We start from the raw sequence: 18,439 nt of genomic DNA, 5'->3' as shown, positions 1-18,439 counted from the left end.
GGATATTAAAATGCCTGCTCCGCAAGGACCGGCAGAGCAGGCGATAGAATTCAGCAGCTCCGGCTTTAGGCCAGCTCTACCTCCAGCAGATGAATTTCTCCTTCAGGCAGGTCTGTCAACAGGCTGCGTGGAATCACAGCACCCTCTGAGACGCGCTGAAGCGTTACCTCAGCCCCGTTCAAGCGGGCTGTGTGTATTTGATACTCTCCGTATTCCGTGCTTCCAGAGGCCATATAGACGACTTTCAGCTCGCGTCCGGCAAAGATAGTCTTAATCGAGGCGCTCTTATCGCCGTCAAACTGTTCACTCACCAGCTTCGGCTGCAGCAGCAGGTCGCCGAGCTTGCCTTTGACGCCAAATACCTCAGTTACCATCGTCAGCAGCAGCCAGCTTGCCGAGCCTGTCAGATACGTATACATTCCTCTGCCCTGCTCATTGATATATTCCGGAATTCCGGGATACATCCGGCTCACCTCGAAGTTCGCACTCAGGTTATACAGTGAATCCAGCACCTTGCGGCCTTCTTTGACGTATCCGCGCTTATACAGCGCATTGCCGTACATAACGGTCATGTGGCTGAACATGGCTCCGTTCTCCTTGTGTCCGAAGGCGAAGCCGAATGCCCGGCCCAGATTCTGCTGAATGCCGCCGAAGTTGCTGTTCAGACGGTAGCCGATTTTCTCATCGTACAGATTGCGCTCTACCGCAGAGATGATCGCAGGAATCTGCTCTGGAGCAGCAGCGTGGCCGAGGAGCGGGAAGACCTGACCGGTAAGCGTCATCCGTGTACTCTCAGCCCATTCCCCTTCTACGCGCTCACCGTCATTATTATAATAGCCGTTGAACCAGCCGTCGCCGTGTCCGCTCTCTACCCATTCATTGCGGCGCAGATGATCGAATATCCATTCCGCCTTACGGGCAAGATCTGCTGCAACCTCTTCAAGCTTCAGAACGGCTCTTACCCCGCTTACCTTATTCGGTGTGGCAGCATAGAAGCGGCTGAGGAGCTCATGCTTGGCCGTCACCGATTCATAATCGACAGCTTGGCCGAGCGAGTCAAGCAGCAACACCATCTCTTCTGCCAGCTCCAGTGTATCTCCGCCAGTGCGTTCCTTCAGGGTAATCAGCAGCTTGGACAGATCCAGCAGGTTGCTGGCATAGAAGGCTGTGAAGGTGACACTTTCGCCCCGCTGCGCTGCCATATCGAGGCCATCGTTCCAGTCCGCTCCTTCCAGCAGGATGTTGTTATGCTCACCCACATTGAAGAAAGGAACCAGATTCTGCAGCAGGATATGCTCCAGAATAGTACCTGTATAGACTTCGCCCGCATTCGTCCGCAGACTGCTTCCTGCACCCGGCTCCCAGGAGGCATCGCGGTCCTTACAGCGGTTCATGAAGGTATCGCGGAAGTAGGTCTGTTCCTGCAGCAGGAAGTCCAGATCCCCGCTCTGATCCAGGTATAGCATGGTGGTCAGGAACGGCCACGCTCCATGGTCCATCCAGACCCGGGGTATATTGTTGCGGTCGGCAATGAATTCGCCCGGCTGCTGTCCGATGATCGTCGCATTGCTGCCGTCAATTCGAACTCCGGCATAGTTGTTCAGCAGCAGGCTGCGCACATCCGCAGGCTCCATAATCAACAGAGCCAGGCAATCCTGCCATAGATCGCGCCAGCCGCGTCCCCCTCTGCCATAATCGTGGTAAGGCAGGAACGAGTTGCCGTATAGCCTGCGCAGCACCGGCTGCAGCGTGACCCATTTCATCCATTCGTCAGCGGCATGATCTCCAGTATGGAATTCTACCGTATTGACTTTATCCGCCCAGAAGCGCTTATTCTCTTCAAGCAACGCGTCAAAAGCCGCAGGAGAGCCATATTTGGCCATCAGCGCCTGCACATCGATTCTATCATTGTCAATCGCCATGACTACGACATAAGAATGACTCTGACCCGGCTCCAAAGTGATTGCGGCGAACCGCAAACCACCCAGCGCCTCATATCCTTCCCAAGGCACTCCGCCATTTTCCCCAATCGGCGGCGCCAGATTGTTCACGACCGCTTCCGGCCAGTCCAGACTTCCGCCCTCGCCGATGAATTCCTCCTGCACCGGGAATAATCCGGTTGGCAGCGCTCCGCCCTCACCAGCCCCGAATACCCCGTACGAAGTATGATTCACCCGGTGGCCGCGTTCGTCGAAGGACAACGCAGGCTGCACCTCTACACCATACGCCGAAGTATAGATCCGGTTCAGCAGCGAGGTGACATGCCGGTGATCGCGCAGATCATCCGCAGAACGCGCATACAACGGAATAGCCGCTGTAGATGTCAGCGTAAGCGCCTCTGTACCGCTGTTCGTAAGTACCACCTTCATCAGCTCAACCTTGTCGTTGCCGCAGGGTACGAAGCTCGTGATCTCCGCTCTCAGCCCCAGCTCCTTACTCTCCCGCGTCACCCGATGCCACAGAAGTCCTGCCTCCAGCAAGGATTCATCTGCTGCTTCGCCATAGAACGCCGCATTCTGCCGTGCAGAATTGCCGGCAGCCGACCAGGCGCCCTTGCCTTCAATGTACACCCAGAAATTGCGCGAGGCGCGGGAGTTATGCAGATCCTCCACCGAGATGGGCGGTGTCAGAAAGGTATTATGGCCCGAAGCGGCCTGACCATGCAGCTTAGGACTGACCGAGGACATCATGCCCCCTTCATTCACCAGCGGAAAATATAAAAAGCTGCTCCGGTCCGGCTGCTCCAGCCGAAAGTCCCCGTTATTCCCGGTGAAGCTCCAGCCTGATCTTGACACCTTTGATTGCTCCTTCAATACATTCATCCTCCCTTTTCCTAACAGCAGACGTATTCTTGATTGCGTATGACCACATAATCGCAAAGCCCGGTACCGCTTTCCGAAATCGGTTTCGGTTTCATTATTACACCGTTATTTTCCTTTGTAAAGCGTTATTTGTGACTTATGAGCAGAGATTAATGTGCAAAATTAATACTCTAAAGCTCAGATAATCACATATAATTGTACTTTTATTACATTAATACTATTTTAGTAACGAAAATTTACGAAAACACAATATTGAGCTATTTGTAACAAGTACGAACGGGGTTCCACATTTGCTCAACTAGCACACATTCCTCGAATTCAGGTGCACTAATGCTCCTTATTTAGCTCATTTGCCCACTTTGGCCGAATTCAGGTGCACTTGTGCTCCTCATTTAACTCATTTGCCTACTTTTGCCGGATTCAGGTGCACTTGTGCTCCTCATTTAACTCATTTGCCCACTTTTTCCGAATTCAGGTGCACTTGTGCTCTTTATTTAGCTCGTTTGCCGACTTTTGCCGAATTCAGGTGCACTACTGCTCTTTATTTAGCTCATTTGCCCACTTTTGCCGGATTCAGGTGCACTTATGCTCCTCATATTTACTCTCCCTCAGTTTAATCAGCAGCAGCAACAGTGGGGTTATCCCTTTCACCTTTCACCTTTCTACTTCCACCTCTCGCCTCTCCCTCCAGCACGAACTGCCACCCCTGAAAGTTTGTTTACACGAAAAAAACACAAAAAGCCCCCGGAATCAAAAGATTCCAGAGGCCTCTCTATCCAGCTAGTTTTACACTAGCTTATCTTATAAGCTTATACGTCGAAGTACAGGGAGTATTCATGCGGATGAACGCGGATGGCAACGGCTTGAGCTTCAGAACGCTTCAGGGCGATATAGTTATCGATGAAGTCCTTGGTGAATACGCCGCCCTCTGTCAGGAATTCGAAGTCAGCCTCCAGTGCATCCAGAGCTTCGTCCAGGGTACCCGGAACGCTGCGAATCTTCTCTTTGTCTGCATCAGACAATTCGTAGATGTTCTTGTCCAGCGGACCGTAGCCCATTTCTTCAGGGTTGATCTTCTTCTTAATTCCGTCCAGACCAGCCATCAGCATAGCGGAGAAGGCCAGGTATGGGTTAGCCGTAGAGTCCGGTGTACGGAATTCGATACGACAGCCCTTAGGTGTCACAGCAGCTACCGGGATACGGACAGCAGCGGAACGGTTCCCCTTGGAATACACCAGGTTGACCGGTGCTTCATAGCCAGGAACCAGACGCTTGAACGAGTTGGTGCTTGGGTTCGTCAGCGCGATCAATGCAGGAGCATGATACAGGATACCGCCGATGTAGTGCAGCGCCATTTCACTCAGGTTGGCATAAGCACCTTTTTCATAGAACAAAGGCTCGCTGCCGTTGAAGATCGATTGGTGAACGTGCATTCCGCTACCGTTATCGCCGAACAGCGGTTTTGGCATGAAGGTGGCTACCTTGCCGTATTGACGTGCAGTGTTCTGCACAATGTATTTGTAAGTGAGGAGATTATCAGCTGTCTTCTTCAAGGTGTCGAAACGGAAGTTGATTTCCGCCTGGCCTGCTGTTGCTACTTCGTGATGATGACGCTCGATTTCGAGGCCGGCTTCACCAAGCAAACGGCACATTTCACTGCGGATATCCTGCTGGGAATCCACTGGAGCTACAGGCACGTATCCGCCCTTCACGCCAACCTTGAATGCCATGTTGCCGCCTTCTTCCTTGCGGCCAGTGTTCCATGCTGCTTCTTCGGAATCCACATAGAAGGAGGAAGTGTTCATTCCGCTCTCGTAACGGACATCGTCGAAGATGAAGAACTCGGATTCAGGTGCGAAGAATGCTGCTGTACCTACACCGCTGGATTGCAGGAATTCTTCAGCCTTCACTGCGATACCGCGCGGGTCGCGCTCATAACGTTCGCCATCAGGCGTGAAAATGTCGCACATAATGTTCAGTGTCGGGTGAGCAGTGAACGGGTCAATGTAAGTGGTGCTTGGATCAGGCATCATTACCATATCCGACTCTTCAATCCCCCGGAAGCCTGTAATGGAAGAACCATCGAATGCTACTCCATTTACAAAGGTTTCTTCTTCAACTGCGGATGCTGGCAAAGAGATGTGGTGAGCACGTCCACCCAAATCTACAAACCGGAAATCCACCCACTCGATATTGTTTTCCTTGATCGTCTGCAATACTTTTTCAACCGACATGCTTAATTCCTCCCCAGATTCCGAACATTAGGCCGCTCATCGTATCAAATGTTCTTGTTTTTATTTTTTTGCTGTCGTCATTATAAATCGCATACCTAACATCGTCAATGCTTATGTCAGGTATTTCTTGCGACAATGTGAGATATTCTGACGCTTTGGTGAAAATACCAATTTCATCCGGATTCCATGTCACCTTTGTCCAATATGCAGCAAAAACAGCTCTCATCCTCCAGCCTGAAGCGGGAGAAGAGAGCTGTTCAATAGTCATTATTCGTTGACAATCATACTACAGGCGCAGCCTCCAGAGACGGAGAGAACTTGCGGCCCACCAGCGGTGCCAGCTTCTCCAGATCCCGCAGCAGGCTGTCGAATTGCTCAGGGAACAGAGACTGAACGCCGTCTCCGGTCATGGAGTTATCGGGGTCGGTATGCATCTCGATAATCAGACCGTTGGCGCCTGCAGCAACCGAGGCCTTGGCCATAGGGGCTACCAATTCACGGCGTCCGGTACCGTGGCTCGGGTCAGAGATCACAGGCAGATGGCTGAGATTCTGCAGCACAGGAATGGCCGACAGATCCAGCGTGTTACGCGTGTAAGTCTCGAAGGTACGGATGCCGCGCTCGCACAGCATGACATCCCGGTTGCCTCCCGCGAGAATGTATTCTGCCGCATTCAGCAGCTCATCATAGGTCGCACTGAACCCGCGCTTCAGCAGCACAGGACGGCCGCAGGTCCCCAGCTTGCGCAGCAGGTCAAAGTTCTGCATGTTGCGTGTACCTACCTGCAGAATATCCGCATGCTCAGCACAGATATCCACGTATTCCGGCGTCATGACCTCAGTAATGGTCAGCAGGCCGTGACGTTTGCCGGCTTCAGCCATCATTGTCAGCCCTTCCACACCAACCCCTTGGAAGCTGTAAGGTCCAGTACGCGGCTTGAAGGCACCTCCGCGCAGTACCTGGCCACCGGAAGCCTTGACCAGCCGGGCAATCTCATCGATCTGCTCCGGAGATTCCACGGCACATGGACCGCCCATAACGACCATATTCTCTCCGCCGATCTTAACTCCGCGGATATCGATAACCGTATCCTCCGGATGGAAGTCTCGGCTCGCCAGCTTATAGGATTTGGTAATCTTAACTACATTCTCCACGCCCTTCATCTGGCGAAGATGCTCGGCAAGCTTCGGAGTGACGCCCCCTACCAGTCCGATTACGGTATGGTCAGCCCCTACAGAGAGATGGACCTGCAAGCCTTCCTTCTCAATCACGGCAATAATCTCATTCACCTGTTCCTGAGGTGTTTGGTTGGATGTAATAACGATCATATTATAGCTCCCCTTTTGGACCCGTATTAGTGTTGTTGGATAGACCGGCACACTGCTAATTCTTTGATTTACTATTTCGCTACGACGCGTGTACGCTTTTAAGCACTAAAGTGATTTTATCGCATATTCCCCTTTCAGTCAACCACTATTCCCCCGTTCCGTGTGAATTCTATGTGGCAAAAACGAAAAAAGCAGCACAGCCCTCTCAGGCCGCACTGCCGGTTATCCGCTATGAGTTCATCGTTATTGTTATGCAGACCTGTCAGCTGGTGCTGGCCGTCTTATTCTTCACCGGCGGCAGAAGCTTCGCCATATTGACCGTACGCTTGATCTCCCAGGTCTCCGGCTTCGCTTCGTCATACTGCTCCAGATAATTAATGACTTCCTTGGTGATCGGCGTCGGCGTAGAAGCGCCGGAAGTCACACCTACCTTGGTAATTCCCTTCAGCCACTCCGTATTCAACTCGGAGACGTCAGCGATCCGGTAAGCCGTAACCCCCGCGATCTCCTCTGATACCTGCGCCAAGCGGTTGGAGTTATTGCTGCGCGGATCACCGACCACAATAACCAGCTCGCACTGGCCCGCCTGCTCAGCGACAGCCTCCTGCCGCACTTGCGTAGCCATACAAATCTCATTATGAACTTCGGCACCAGGGAAGGTCTCCAGCAACTTGCGCATAATATGCTTGATATCCCACTGGCTCATTGTGGTCTGGTTCGTAATGACAATCCGTGAGGAAGGGATAGAGAGGCCGGCAATGTCCTCTTCCTTCTCGATCAGATGGACATGCTCCGGCGCAATTCCCACCGCACCTTCCGGCTCCGGGTGGCCTTTCTTGCCAATATAGATAATCTCGCAGCCCTCATCAACCTTCTCCTTGATGAGGTCATGCGTCTTGGTCACATCAGGGCAAGTGGCATCCACCGTGGTCAGCCCTTTGGCGCGTGCCATCTTACGGACCTCGGGAGAGACCCCGTGCGCTGTGAAGATGACTGTTCCCTTATCTACTTTATCTAGAATATCCAGACGGTTATGCCCGTCCAGCGTAATGATTCCGTCATCCTCGAAGGAGTTCGTGACATGGCTGTTGTGCACAATCATGCCCAGTATATAAATCGGCCGGGGCAAATCAAGATTCTGCGCAGCCTGCCGTGCCATCACCATAGCATCGACTACGCCATAGCAATAACCCCGGGGAGAGATTTTGATGACTTCCATGAATTCACCGCTTTCTGCTGTCAATGACTGCTGTAATAGGAGCCACTCAATTATACCCTATTCCAGCGGCGGGGCAAAGAGCAGCGGCAGCCAGATCACAAAGGTCGTCCCTTCCCCCTGACGGGTGACCACCTCAACAGAACCTCCATGCTCCTCAATAATCCATTTGGCAATGGACAGTCCGAGCCCGATACCTTCCGTAATTCCTCTGGATTCATCTGCGCGGTAGAAGCGGTCGAAGATATGCGGCACCTCATCTTTGTCCATCCCGATTCCCGTATCGGCAATGCGGATTCCCACCTGATTCTGATACAGCAACGCATCCAGTGTAACCTCACCGGCCGGGGTATATTTGAACGCATTGTCAATGAAGATGAACATCATCTGCTGCAGATAATCCTTGTTTCCGAGAATATATTTGCCGTTCAAATGCCCCAGCTCCCCTACAGACCACTCTGCCTCACGCGGCAGGAAGGACGCCCGGCGGGCCACTTCAGTCATCATCGGCTCCAATGCTACGGGCTCGATCTCGAAGGTCCGTCCGGTATCCGCCCGGGCCAGGGACAGCATATCAGCCACCAGACGGCTCATGCGCTTAGACTCATCAGCAATATCCTTCACAGATTCAATAGAGAGCTGGCGGATGTCCGCCTCGGTCATCCGGCTGTCCTGCGGGTCCATCTCCCAGACCTTTTGCAATAGATCAATATTCCCGCGGATGGTTGTAAGCGGTGTCCGCAGCTCATGCGAAGCATCCGAGACGAAGCGGCGCTGCGTGGCATAGGCCTCCTCCAGCCCGGTATAGAAGCCCTCCATACGCCCGAGCATACTGTTCACCGTCTCAATCAGCCGCCCGATCTCATCCTGCGGACCGTCATATACGATCCGCGAGCTAAGGTCAGTTCCCGTCTGTATTCCATTCGCAGCTTCAATGACCTTGCCAATCGGACTCATCGCCTTACGGGCCAGGAAGAGGCCGAAGGTGAAGGCTGCGAGCAGGGTAGCGAAGGAGCCGGCCAGCAGAATATTCTTCAGACGGTTCAACAGGGTGACCTGCTCACCCGTATATACGGCAACCTGAAGGACAGCAGGCGCAGGCAGACTGTTGTTGAGCGTTACATCAACCGCCCGCTGATAGATCAGGAAGGGGTTGCCGCCATACCTGGCTTGCAGGAATCCCTCCTGGCTATGCAGGTCCTCCTTGGCGGGAACCTGGAATTTCAGTTTAATTTCGGTCATATTTGGGCTTGGAATCAGCCGGTCCAGATCATAAATGTACATTTGGGCAAACAGGCTCTGACCCGCCGGTCCCCCAAGCATCGGCTGAAGGGTTCCGTCCTGAGTCAGGCCAGCCTTCAATTCTACCTGTTGCGACAGATTCTGGAGCCGGTCCTTCAAATCGCCGTACGTATTAATATAGACGAACGCATAGATCACGCCGGACAAAACCAGCAGCATAACAGCCAGAATTCCCGAATACCAGGCAGTAAGCCGCAAACGTATGGACATATTAGTCACCTCTTAGGATGTAACCGGCTCCCCGGATCGTCTGAATCAGTCGTTTGCCACCATGCTCCTCCGTCTTCTGACGCAGCATTGCAATATATACCTCCAGGACATTCGATTCCCCGCTGTAATCGTAGCCCCAGATCTTATCCATAATGAGATCGCGGGAGAGCACCCGCTTCGGATTCTGCATGAACAGATGCAGCAGCTCGAATTCCTTCGCCGTCAGCTCCAGACGCCGCCCGGCGCGGGTCACTTCCCGGGAATCCACATCCAGCGTAATATCCTCATAGGAGACCGATTGATCCGGGCTTCCGCCCTGCTCGCTTTTGCGCCGGAGCAGCGCCCGGACCCGGGCCAGCAGCTCCTCCAGGGCAAACGGCTTCACCAGATAATCATCCGCGCCGAGGTCCAGCCCCTTCACCCGGTGCTCGATTTCATCCTTTGCCGTCAGCATCAGCACAGGAACGCTGCTCCCGCCCTCCCGCAGACGGCGGCATACCTCGAACCCGTCCACCTGGGGCATCATAACATCCAGAATGACCACATCGGGATCACTGTTCAGAACGGCACGCAGCCCGTCAGCCCCATTGGATGCCGTCTTGACATCATAGCCCTCAAAGGCCAGCCCGCGGCGGAGCATAGAGGTTATTTTCTCATCATCATCAATTATTAGTATATTCGGTCGCATCCGGCAGCCCCCATTGTCTCATTCATATATCTCTATTGTATCAGATGCACCAGTCTCTCCGCATCCGTACACGAACAGCACAGAGCGGAAGGGTTGCCCCTTCCGCTCTAACGCCCACCGCATGATGTGCTTATTGCTTCTGAGTCTGCGTGGTCTCGAAATCATTCTTGTTGCCGATCGTTACCGGCAGATCCAGCTTCTTGCCGTCACGGACCACATTCAGAGTCGCCTTATCGCCTACCTTAAGCGTCTGGATGTAAGTGATCAGATCCTGGCTGGTAGCGTAGCTCTTTCCGTCAATTCCTGTAATGATATCGTAAGGACGCAGATCCGCTGTATAAGCAGGAGATTTAAAGACAATTTCAGCTACTACAGAGCCTTCTTTAATCGTTGTCCCCATTTGCTTGGCAACTTCATCGGTAATCGTCATCAAGGTAGCCCCAATGAATGGTACCGGTTCCTTCGGAATTTCCTGATTGGCTTCAAGCTTATCTACTACGCCTTTAATGGTATTTACCGGAATGGCAAAACCGATACCCTGAGCGTCTCTGCTTACTGCAACGTTCATACCAATGACCTGGCCGTTCATGTTGAGCAGCGGTCCGCCGGAGTTCCCCGGGTTAATGGAGGCGTCAGTCTGCAGCAGGTTTTTATAGGTTTTTGTACCACTGCCGTCTTCTTCGGCAATATCGATGCTGCGGCCTCTGGCACTGAGCACCCCGGTTGTCACTGTATGGTCGAAGCCCTGCGGGTTACCGATCGCCACGACCTCAGAGCCTACCTTGATGCTGTCGGAATCGCCAAGCGCTACAGAAGGGAAGTCCGAGCCTTCAATCTTCAGTACGGCGAGATCGAGATCCTTGCTGGAGCCCAGCAGCTTCGCTTCGTAAGTCTTGGAGGTGCCGTCAACGGTAACCTGGATGACATCGGCGCCATCTACCACGTGCTGATTGGTCAGGATATAACCGTTCGAATTATAGATGAAGCCTGTGCCAATACCGTAAGGTGTAAGCTGCGGAGAAGAATTATTCGAGCCCGGCTGGGATTCCGAATTATTCGAACCGGAACCTCCGCCGCCGAATTGATCACCGAAGAAGAACTGTGAGAACGGATCGCTCATATTCGGACTGCTGCTTCTGTTCCGCGAGTTGTTGGATTTCACCAGCGTCTCAATCTTGACGACTGCCGGCCCTACCCCCTCAACTACGCCGGATACATCTCCCGAGCCGGTGACCAGCGCCGCTGCGGAAGTGGAAGGTGTAATGTTGGCATTGCCGCTTGCCGTCTTCCCTGCCGGATTCGTTGCAACCGTGGCTGCCTCCTGGCCTCCGGTGAACCAGTTCCCCCGGTCTGCCATGAACATGGAGCCTGATAAGACTACCATTCCGGCGAGAAAAGATACCAGTACCGCCTTCACCGGCTTCTTCGGCTTACGGTTGTACTGCCAGCCGTTGCCCCCCTCAGGAGGATTGCCGCCGCGTCCGCCGTTCCCGTCATTGCCGGTAGTGCGAAGCGATGTGTTATACGGTAAGGACTTCACCGGCTGTGGCGGTGTAACCTCTACCCGCTCGGGATCGCGGCGGTTATAATGCTGCGGGTCATTGCCGTTCATCTCATCATTGTTCAACGATTTGAAAGGTCCGTAAGAATAGTAGTAGGAGCCGCCTTCTGCGGATGAATTAGTGCTGTTATCAGTATCATTATGATTATTGTCCCATTCACGATCCGGTCCCGGTTCATGATCACGATTGTAGTTGTTCTCACGATTGAAGTTGTTTTTGTTATCGTCCATGTTTACTTTCCTCCCGCGCCTTGCCGTGTCAGGCAAAGTGTTATTTGTTTTGATGTCCTTATTTTGTACTGTAAACCTTAAGGTCACATTAAAAACAATTTAAGCGGAGATAAAAGATACCCAGACGATGATGGATCGTTGATTAATCAAACAGATCTTCTACACTACGGATAGGCTTCACCTCCATAGGTTCTTTGAATGCGGCCATATGAAAGTAGGCGGCCAGCCAGATGATTGCGCATATAAGAATATAAGCCATCCGTTTATTCCCTCCCTAAAGTGGATTGGCCCAATAGCCGGTTCACCCGCTCTGTACTGCCGAACATGAAGATCAGTAACGTAAGTACAGCAAAGGGGAATACGGCAATGCTGGTGCGCACGGATAAAAGTCCGAATAACGGCGGAATTAACGTTGTCCCCGTATAGGCTACCGCCATCTGATACCCGATTAAGCGGGCTGAATTCTCCTTGCCGAACCGGGCCGGCGTCTCATGCAGGAGACCCGGATAAACCGGTGCGAGGCCAAGACCAATCAATATCAGGCCTGCAAGCGAGAGGGCCGGTTGGAGCGGGATTACAAGAATAGCTCCGCCTATAATGGTCACCAATTGACCGTAACGGATAAGCAGGCGGTTATGGACTTTTAAAGTGATGAAGCCGGTAATCAGCCTGCCAACTGTAATACCCGCGTAGTATACGGAGATCCAAGCCGCTGCTGTATCTGGCGCAACTCCCCTTGCGCCTACCAGATAACTGGCGCCCCACAGTCCAACCATTGCTTCTATCCCGCAGTACAACAAGAACGTCAACAGAGTAGGCTTAACGCCCTGCAAGCGGAGGGTGTTCGCCTGCGGCTTAAGGTTCACAGCTGCTTCATCTGGAAGATTGCCGCTAAGCGCTGCGGGAAGCTGAGGCTCGCGCGTGGCAGCAACCTTTTTCCATAACGGAAGTGTCACTAACAGAAGCATTGCGAATCCGAACTGAATGATGGCCACAACCGCATATCCCCCTCTCCAGGACTGGGCGTGTACGAGATTGACTGCCATAATCATGGGTCCCAGGGTCGCGCCTACGCCCCAGAAGCAGTGCAGCCAGCTCATATGATGAGCCTTGTAATGTTCAGCCACATAATGATTCAGTGCCGCGTCCACTGCACCTGCCCCAAGACCCAGCGGAACGGCCATTACAATGAACCACAACACGGATGGAGACAGGGAGAATCCGAACAATGAGGCGGCGGTTAAGAGGCAACTGACAAAGGTAATTCGTCCTGTCCCCAGGCGCTTCACGATTGTGTTGCTGAACAGACTGGACACGATGGTCCCTCCGGCAATAATCATCGAGATGATTCCCGCCGACCCCAGCGATGAACCCATCTCTGGCCAGATCACAGGCCACGCAGAGCCAAGTAAAGAATCGGGAAGTCCCAGACTAATAAAAGCCAGATAAATAATAATCAAAAAATACGTAGACAAAGATTCTCCTCCTAAAGTCACTTAATAAATAAACTTTATAAAGTATATATATTAAGTATGTTCTCTCTCTTATTTTTTGTCAAGATGCTGTTTTACTTATCCAGAAAACAACAAAAAACCCCTGTAGTTAACAAGGGTTCTTAGTACGTTAGGTCTAAACGGGCTCCGGCTCTAACTCCTTCAGGGTCAGCCTGCGCAGACCGTGCTCGAAATCTTCCTGAAAGGTGTGCTGTAAGACGACTTCCGGATAAACAGGCATGGGGTGCTGAAGCTGATAGGCTGTCCAGGCCGATGTCCAGACGGCATCCTCCACTCTGTCCTGATAGATGACAATTCTATCCGGGGCCAGAACAGCATTCACCGTCTGTAAGATCCTGCAGGTTGCAGATATGAATGTGTCCGGGGTCATCTCCAGGCTCCACTCAGGCATATCGGGAAGGAACTTTACCTCTCCTGACATCCCCTGATTTCCTTTTAGAAGGCTGCCGTGCAGGTATATCCCCATACCCGGCGGGTAACCGTTCGGAAAGTAGAGACCCAGTAAATATTGCTCTTCGCCTTCGCTATGCTTCATGCAATATCCGCTGATCGCGGCATTCACATCATTCTCCACCAGAATAGGCAGCCCAAACCGGGACTCCATCTCTTCTATTAACCGGGTGCCCGTCAGCTCCCGGAGACTGCTAACCTTAATTTCACCGTTTACCGCCTGTCCCGGAATACCTATGCCAATGACCTTGATGGAAGGATACTGATTCAGGGCATGTTCAATAATTGTATAGCAAAAATCTCTTTCGAAAACCGGGATGATATGCTCATCCTTCATCAGAATATCGTCCTTCAAATTGATAACTGCGGCGGAGATCAGTACTTTTCCCGCTTTTTCTGTCACGTACATCACCAACGCGAGACTGAAATCGTAATTAAAGCGATAGGTCTGTGCGGGTCTGCCCCCGTTGGAAGGCACCACCAAGTCTTCAAACAACTCCCCTAACTCGGACAGCTCCTTAACTAATGAGTTCACAGTTACTACGCTTAGCTTGGTCAGTGCAGCTAGCTGGGGTTTTGTAGCCGTCTCCATCCGTTTCATCACCTGGCGCACATTATTCAGGTTAATTTCCTTCATCAGATTAGCGTTTGCTATTCGGATAGCCTCCTTATCGGTTCACTATATAAATTGAACTAATGTTTTTATGTTTTGGAATTAGCCGTGACTCCAGAGAAGTTTTAGTCAAAAAACCCGCAGCTGCTACCCCTGCGCCCAGCCCTTGCGGTGGGCGTAAATCGCCAGCTGGGTGCGGTCATCCAGCTCGCATTTCATCAGCAGATTGCTGACATGGGTCTTCACGGTCTTGATGCTGATATGCAGCTCCTCGCCGATATCCTTATTCGTCTTGCCCTCGGCGATCAGCAGCAGCACTTCCTTCTCCCGCTCGGTTAAGCCGGAGGTGTCGCCCTGGACCGTGCGCTGGCGGATGCCGCGGGTCAGCGCCTGCGACACATCGCCGGTCATCACCGGCATGCCGCGATAGGCGCCTTGGAGCGCGTAGATCAGCTCTTCTGCCGAGACGGTCTTCAGCACATAGCTGACAGCCCCGGCTTCAATCGCATCGACCACCAGATCGTCCTCCAGGAAGCTGGTAAGGATGACGATCTTGAGCCCGGGGAATTCAGCCAGGACCGCGCGGGTGGTCTCAGCCCCGTTCATCACCGGCATCATCAGATCCATCAGCACCAGATCCGGCAGCGACTCCTGTCCCAGCTCGCGCAGCATCGCCAGCGCTTCATGACCGTTGGCCGCTTCTCCGATCACTTCAAACATCGGGTCCAGCATCAGATAGGTTTTGAGGCCCATTCTCACCATATCGTGATCATCTACAAGCAGTACTTTTACGAGACTCATTCTGTACTCCCCCTAACATTGTGTAAGCATGATTCAGCCCCGGCTTCATCACCGCCGAGCCCATCAAGCCTCTTCAGAATCGGCCTCAATCCCGTCAGCAGCGGTCTCCGCGCGGCCTTGGACAAACTTTGGAATATGTACGCGGATCGTCGTTCCCGCTCCCCTGCGGCTGATAATCTCGACCTGACCGCCGAGCTTCTCAGCACGCTCACGCATAGTCGTGAGCCCGTAGGAGCCTTGCTTGTGCTGCACGTGCTCGAAGCCCTGACCGTCATCGCTGATGCTCAGCACCACCTGGCGCGGCACCTCCCGCAGGGACAGACTGACCACCCGTGCACCGGCATGCTTCACGATATTCGCCATTGATTCCTGAATAATCAGGAACAGCTGATGCTCAATGGCTTCGGACAGCTCACCCTGAAGCTCGAGCTCCTTCACCCCTTTGAGCCCGTTCTGGCGGCAGTAATCCGGGAACCACTTCTCCAGTGCCTCGAACAGATTGCGCCCCTCCAGCTCCACCGGACGCAGCTGTGCGATCAGCGCCCTCATCTGCTTCTGCGCCATCTGGGACATGCTGATCAGCTGATCCATCACCGTCCTGCCGTGCTCAGCGCTGCGTTCAAGCACTTTAGGCAGCGAGGAGGCGGACATGTGAATAGCGAACAGCTGCTGGCTCACCGTATCATGCAGATCCCGGGCCATACGCCTGCGCTCTTCCAGTACCGCACTCTCCGCTGCCTTTTCCTTCTCAATAACTTCCTGTTCTCCGAGCTGCTGAAGCCGCTTCATCTTCTTCTCGACCGTATCCATCATGATGTTGAACTCATGGTAGACACGTGCGAAAGACTGGTCCTCGCTCTCCGGCATCCTCACCGACATATTGCCCTTAGCCACCTGCAGCATATTCAGATCCAGATGATCGATCCGCCGCTGAATCCGCTGACCGGCGATGTAGCCGATGATGACTGTGAACAATACAATGCCCAGACACAGATAGATCCACATCCGGGTATCCACCACCTGAATATAGCCCAGGCATGTCCCCGCATACATCAGCCCCGCGCTCACCCCGCCGCTAAGCAGGAAATACACCAGCAGCATCCACTTGGTATTACTGAAGATCCCCATTTAACCCACCGTTTTAACTTTAACGTCACCGATGAAGCAGCTAACGTTGATACGGACCTTCTTGCCCGATTCCTTGTAATACGGCGTCTTGCACTGCACATTGCTCATGAACCCGCTACGCGACTGCTCAAGCACCTGCATATCACCGATGAACGAGCTGCCATTCACAGACACCCCGAGATCCATATCGTCTGGAATGTATACCTTAATGTCGCCGACAAAAGCAGAGATATTAATCTTGGTCTCGCCGTAAGGAATCTGCGCATTGGTCAGGTCCAGCACCGTATCCCCGATAAACTGGGAAATATTGGTCCGCTTCAGTTGAAAATGCTCCTTGCCCATATGCACATCACCGATAAAAGCCGAGCGGTTCGTCGCATCCTTATCATTCCCGGAATCCTGGAACTCCTCATGCCATTCGCCATGACGGCGGGCATGCCGTTCCTGACGCTCCTGGCGTCTGCGCTCCTGACGCTCCTGCTTCTCCTGCCAGCGGGTATCTGCCGAGGCATGCAGCGGGTTACCGTCTGCGTCTTCCTCATTCTTATGCAGATAATCATTCCAGTTCCGGTCCACGCTTCCTGCCGGCTTGCCGAATTTCTGCTCGAACTGCTGATCGAGCGTAGATTCGAGCGGAGCGGGCGGCGCTGTATCCAGCGGACTCTTACCGGGTCCAGGCGGGTAGTAGCCGGGCGGTGAAGGCGGTGCCGGAGGTATAGGCGGAGTGTTGCGCCGCGGTCTGAAAATGACGGATAATCCGCCGCCGATCAGCATGACCGGAATCAGCATTTTGAAGAAGTCGCTTGCCGAATAGTAGAACCAGTCTAAATTCCGTCCCAGGAAAAACACACCGATCGCCAGATATATAAATCCGCCGAGTGTTGCAGAGAATCTTGAACGCTCCTCATCCGAGGCCAAAAACCGTTGTACGCCCATCACGATCAGAATAACCGGCCAATAGGTGGAGATCAGTGAACCCAGACTGAAATCCGTATAGCCCATCTGCCGGAGCAGGAACATTCCTCCAAGACCGATGAGGAGCAGGCCTCCGAGTACCTGGCTGGTGAACCTTCGTTTCATAATGTCATCCTCCTTGTCGTAAGTACAACTCTTCCTCTTGAACACTTATAACCTTAGTCTACAGGAAGAATGCAGCAGAGAACAGCGGCGTAAGAAGGAACCGTATCTCAGTCTCCAGACCGAGATAGCTGGAATAATAAGTTAAATTATAAACGCATAAAAAAGCTGCCCCCCAGCCCGTAATTCGGACATGGCAGGACAGCTTGTTGCTTCAGGAGCTTACCGGGAACCCAGCATTACTGCTGCGGTTTCTGAGCCGGTTTGGTCATAGAAGAGCTGCTTTGCTTAGTTGCACCGTCATTTTCAACAGCGAACTCTGCATTGTATTTTTCATTTGGTGTTTTGAAGTTTTCTTGTACCTTTGGTTTCTTGGAATTAGCCACGAGAATCACCTCCCTATTGTATCGGAAGAAGCAAGTATTTGCCCCAGTCGATATTATGGGAAGCAGCCCGCTGTATTATGCATGCTCACGTGAAAATAAATTCAAACTCCCGGATTTGTCCAGCGAAAGCATCCGTTAAATAGCTTCTTCCAGCAAATATTGCGGAACTGCATTATAAGTCTGTATGGCATGGCCAAGGCTCTTCAGCATACTTTCCGTGCATTTGCCGTCGCCGCGTTTGATCACTTGAACCACAACCGACTTCTTGCCCCATTCCTTGTAGACCTGCTTGGTTGTGCTGAAGTAGAGATCGATCTTGCGCCCTTTGATTGCCGATCCGGTATCGGCCACAATTCCATATCCATAACCCGGTATATATAAAATACTTCCCAGCGGCAGCACCTTCGGGTCCGCTGCAATCGTGGATACCGCATTCTTGTCCCGCCGTACCTTCACTCCTGAATACGTAATCCCGTACTCCGGATGCTTAGCGGTCTTGCCGGTGGATTCGTATCCGGCTGTATAGCCGGTCGCCATTACTTTCAGAGAAGTGATAATCTGCTCTGGAGCTGGAGCGGCTACCGGTACCGAGCCGGGTGCTTTGACAGCATTCTTAGGCTTAGCTGCCTGTACCTCTGGCTTAGCAGCTTTGTCTGCAGCATCCGGCTGTACGGCTCTTGAAGAGCCTCCAAGACGGGATGCTGAGCCTGCCTGCTGACGATCAACGGGTGACTGCTTCTGTATGCTGCTTCCATGCTGCCCTGCAGTGTCCTCCATCCCTCTCGCCTGGGCTGACTTGCGCGCGTAATCCGGGAATATCCCGGCAGCGGTCAGCATAAGGACGATCGTGACGAAAAGACACCAAAACCTCTGGTATA

At 52.8% G+C, this 18,439-nt stretch carries 15 protein-coding genes; all 15 read right to left on the bottom strand.

Annotated elements, in window-relative coordinates; all coding sequences use genetic code 11:
* Positions 1-65: 65 nt before the first annotated feature.
* Positions 66-2,813, bottom strand: a complete 2,748-nt coding sequence (locus tag MKY86_RS07595; RefSeq protein WP_076079881.1) for a GH36-type glycosyl hydrolase domain-containing protein — start codon at positions 2,811-2,813, stop codon at positions 66-68.
* A gap of 818 nt (positions 2,814-3,631) precedes the next feature.
* On the bottom strand, positions 3,632-5,056 hold the full coding sequence (gene glnA / locus MKY86_RS07590) for a type I glutamate--ammonia ligase (RefSeq protein WP_036722362.1): 1,425 nt from the start codon (positions 5,054-5,056) through the stop codon (positions 3,632-3,634).
* The gene (locus tag MKY86_RS07585) at positions 5,046-5,324 is read right to left on the bottom strand and encodes a hypothetical protein (protein WP_076079776.1); all 279 of its coding nucleotides are present in this window, start codon (positions 5,322-5,324) and stop codon (positions 5,046-5,048) included. The genes glnA and MKY86_RS07585 overlap by 11 nt, the downstream gene beginning before the upstream one ends.
* 13 nt (positions 5,325-5,337) lie before the next feature.
* Complete coding sequence (aroF, locus tag MKY86_RS07580; RefSeq protein ID WP_036722366.1) at positions 5,338-6,384, bottom strand: 3-deoxy-7-phosphoheptulonate synthase; 1,047 nt, start codon at positions 6,382-6,384, stop codon at positions 5,338-5,340.
* 262 nt (positions 6,385-6,646) lie between these two features.
* A complete protein-coding gene (locus MKY86_RS07575) occupies positions 6,647-7,603 on the bottom strand; it encodes a 4-hydroxy-3-methylbut-2-enyl diphosphate reductase (protein WP_076079775.1) in 957 nt (318 codons plus the stop codon).
* Between the two features lie 57 nt (positions 7,604-7,660).
* On the bottom strand, positions 7,661-9,112 hold the full coding sequence (locus MKY86_RS07570) for a sensor histidine kinase (RefSeq protein ID WP_076079774.1): 1,452 nt from the start codon (positions 9,110-9,112) through the stop codon (positions 7,661-7,663).
* 1 nt (position 9,113) lies between these two features.
* Positions 9,114-9,800, bottom strand: coding sequence for a response regulator transcription factor (locus tag MKY86_RS07565; protein ID WP_076079773.1), 687 nt, complete (start codon positions 9,798-9,800; stop codon positions 9,114-9,116).
* A gap of 130 nt (positions 9,801-9,930) precedes the next feature.
* Positions 9,931-11,592, bottom strand: coding sequence for a S1C family serine protease (locus MKY86_RS07560; protein WP_076079772.1), 1,662 nt, complete (start codon positions 11,590-11,592; stop codon positions 9,931-9,933).
* 263 nt (positions 11,593-11,855) lie between these two features.
* Positions 11,856-13,067 carry an MFS transporter gene (locus MKY86_RS07555; protein ID WP_076079771.1) on the bottom strand — a complete coding sequence of 404 codons (1,212 nt, stop codon included), beginning with the start codon at positions 13,065-13,067 and terminating at the stop codon, positions 11,856-11,858.
* 154 nt (positions 13,068-13,221) lie between these two features.
* Positions 13,222-14,217 (bottom strand): ROK family protein, encoded by a 996-nt coding sequence (locus MKY86_RS07550; RefSeq protein WP_083685226.1) that lies wholly within the window; start codon positions 14,215-14,217, stop codon positions 13,222-13,224.
* 99 nt (positions 14,218-14,316) lie between these two features.
* Positions 14,317-14,970, bottom strand: coding sequence for a response regulator (locus MKY86_RS07545; protein ID WP_036722382.1), 654 nt, complete (start codon positions 14,968-14,970; stop codon positions 14,317-14,319).
* Between the two features lie 63 nt (positions 14,971-15,033).
* Positions 15,034-16,098, bottom strand: a complete 1,065-nt coding sequence (locus MKY86_RS07540; RefSeq protein ID WP_076079769.1) for a sensor histidine kinase — start codon at positions 16,096-16,098, stop codon at positions 15,034-15,036.
* Entirely contained in the window at positions 16,099-17,178 is a 1,080-nt protein-coding gene (liaF, locus tag MKY86_RS07535) for a cell wall-active antibiotics response protein LiaF (RefSeq protein ID WP_076079768.1), read from the bottom strand. It lies immediately after the preceding gene.
* Between the two features lie 236 nt (positions 17,179-17,414).
* On the bottom strand, positions 17,415-17,561 hold the full coding sequence (locus MKY86_RS07530) for a hypothetical protein (RefSeq protein ID WP_200869501.1): 147 nt from the start codon (positions 17,559-17,561) through the stop codon (positions 17,415-17,417).
* 135 nt (positions 17,562-17,696) lie between these two features.
* Positions 17,697-18,398, bottom strand: coding sequence for a 3D domain-containing protein (locus MKY86_RS07525; protein WP_143803748.1), 702 nt, complete (start codon positions 18,396-18,398; stop codon positions 17,697-17,699).
* Positions 18,399-18,439 lie beyond the last annotated feature (41 nt).

It is taken from the genome of Paenibacillus sp. FSL R7-0333, assembly GCF_038000365.1.
Lineage (GTDB): Bacteria > Bacillota > Bacilli > Paenibacillales > Paenibacillaceae > Paenibacillus_AQ > Paenibacillus_AQ silagei.
The sequence above is the reverse complement of the archived record's forward strand: the minus strand, read 5'-3'. Positions and strand labels throughout refer to the sequence as shown.

Bases quoted from the DNA above. Each gene is read 5' to 3' on its own strand.
- MKY86_RS07560 (WP_076079772.1), bottom strand. From the start codon at position 11,592: ATGGACGATAACAAAAACAACTTCAATCGTGAGAACAACTACAATCGT.
- MKY86_RS07545 (WP_036722382.1), bottom strand. From the start codon at position 14,970: ATGAGTCTCGTAAAAGTACTGCTTGTAGATGATCACGATATGGTGAGA.
- MKY86_RS07570 (WP_076079774.1), bottom strand. From the start codon at position 9,112: ATGTCCATACGTTTGCGGCTTACTGCCTGGTATTCGGGAATTCTGGCT.
- MKY86_RS07575 (WP_076079775.1), bottom strand. From the start codon at position 7,603: ATGGAAGTCATCAAAATCTCTCCCCGGGGTTATTGCTATGGCGTAGTC.
- liaF (WP_076079768.1), bottom strand. From the start codon at position 17,178: ATGAAACGAAGGTTCACCAGCCAGGTACTCGGAGGCCTGCTCCTCATC.
- glnA (WP_036722362.1), bottom strand. From the start codon at position 5,056: ATGTCGGTTGAAAAAGTATTGCAGACGATCAAGGAAAACAATATCGAG.
- MKY86_RS07540 (WP_076079769.1), bottom strand. From the start codon at position 16,098: ATGGGGATCTTCAGTAATACCAAGTGGATGCTGCTGGTGTATTTCCTG.
- MKY86_RS07585 (WP_076079776.1), bottom strand. From the start codon at position 5,324: ATGACTATTGAACAGCTCTCTTCTCCCGCTTCAGGCTGGAGGATGAGA.
- aroF (WP_036722366.1), bottom strand. From the start codon at position 6,384: ATGATCGTTATTACATCCAACCAAACACCTCAGGAACAGGTGAATGAG.
- MKY86_RS07525 (WP_143803748.1), bottom strand. From the start codon at position 18,398: ATGCTGACCGCTGCCGGGATATTCCCGGATTACGCGCGCAAGTCAGCC.
- MKY86_RS07565 (WP_076079773.1), bottom strand. From the start codon at position 9,800: ATGCGACCGAATATACTAATAATTGATGATGATGAGAAAATAACCTCT.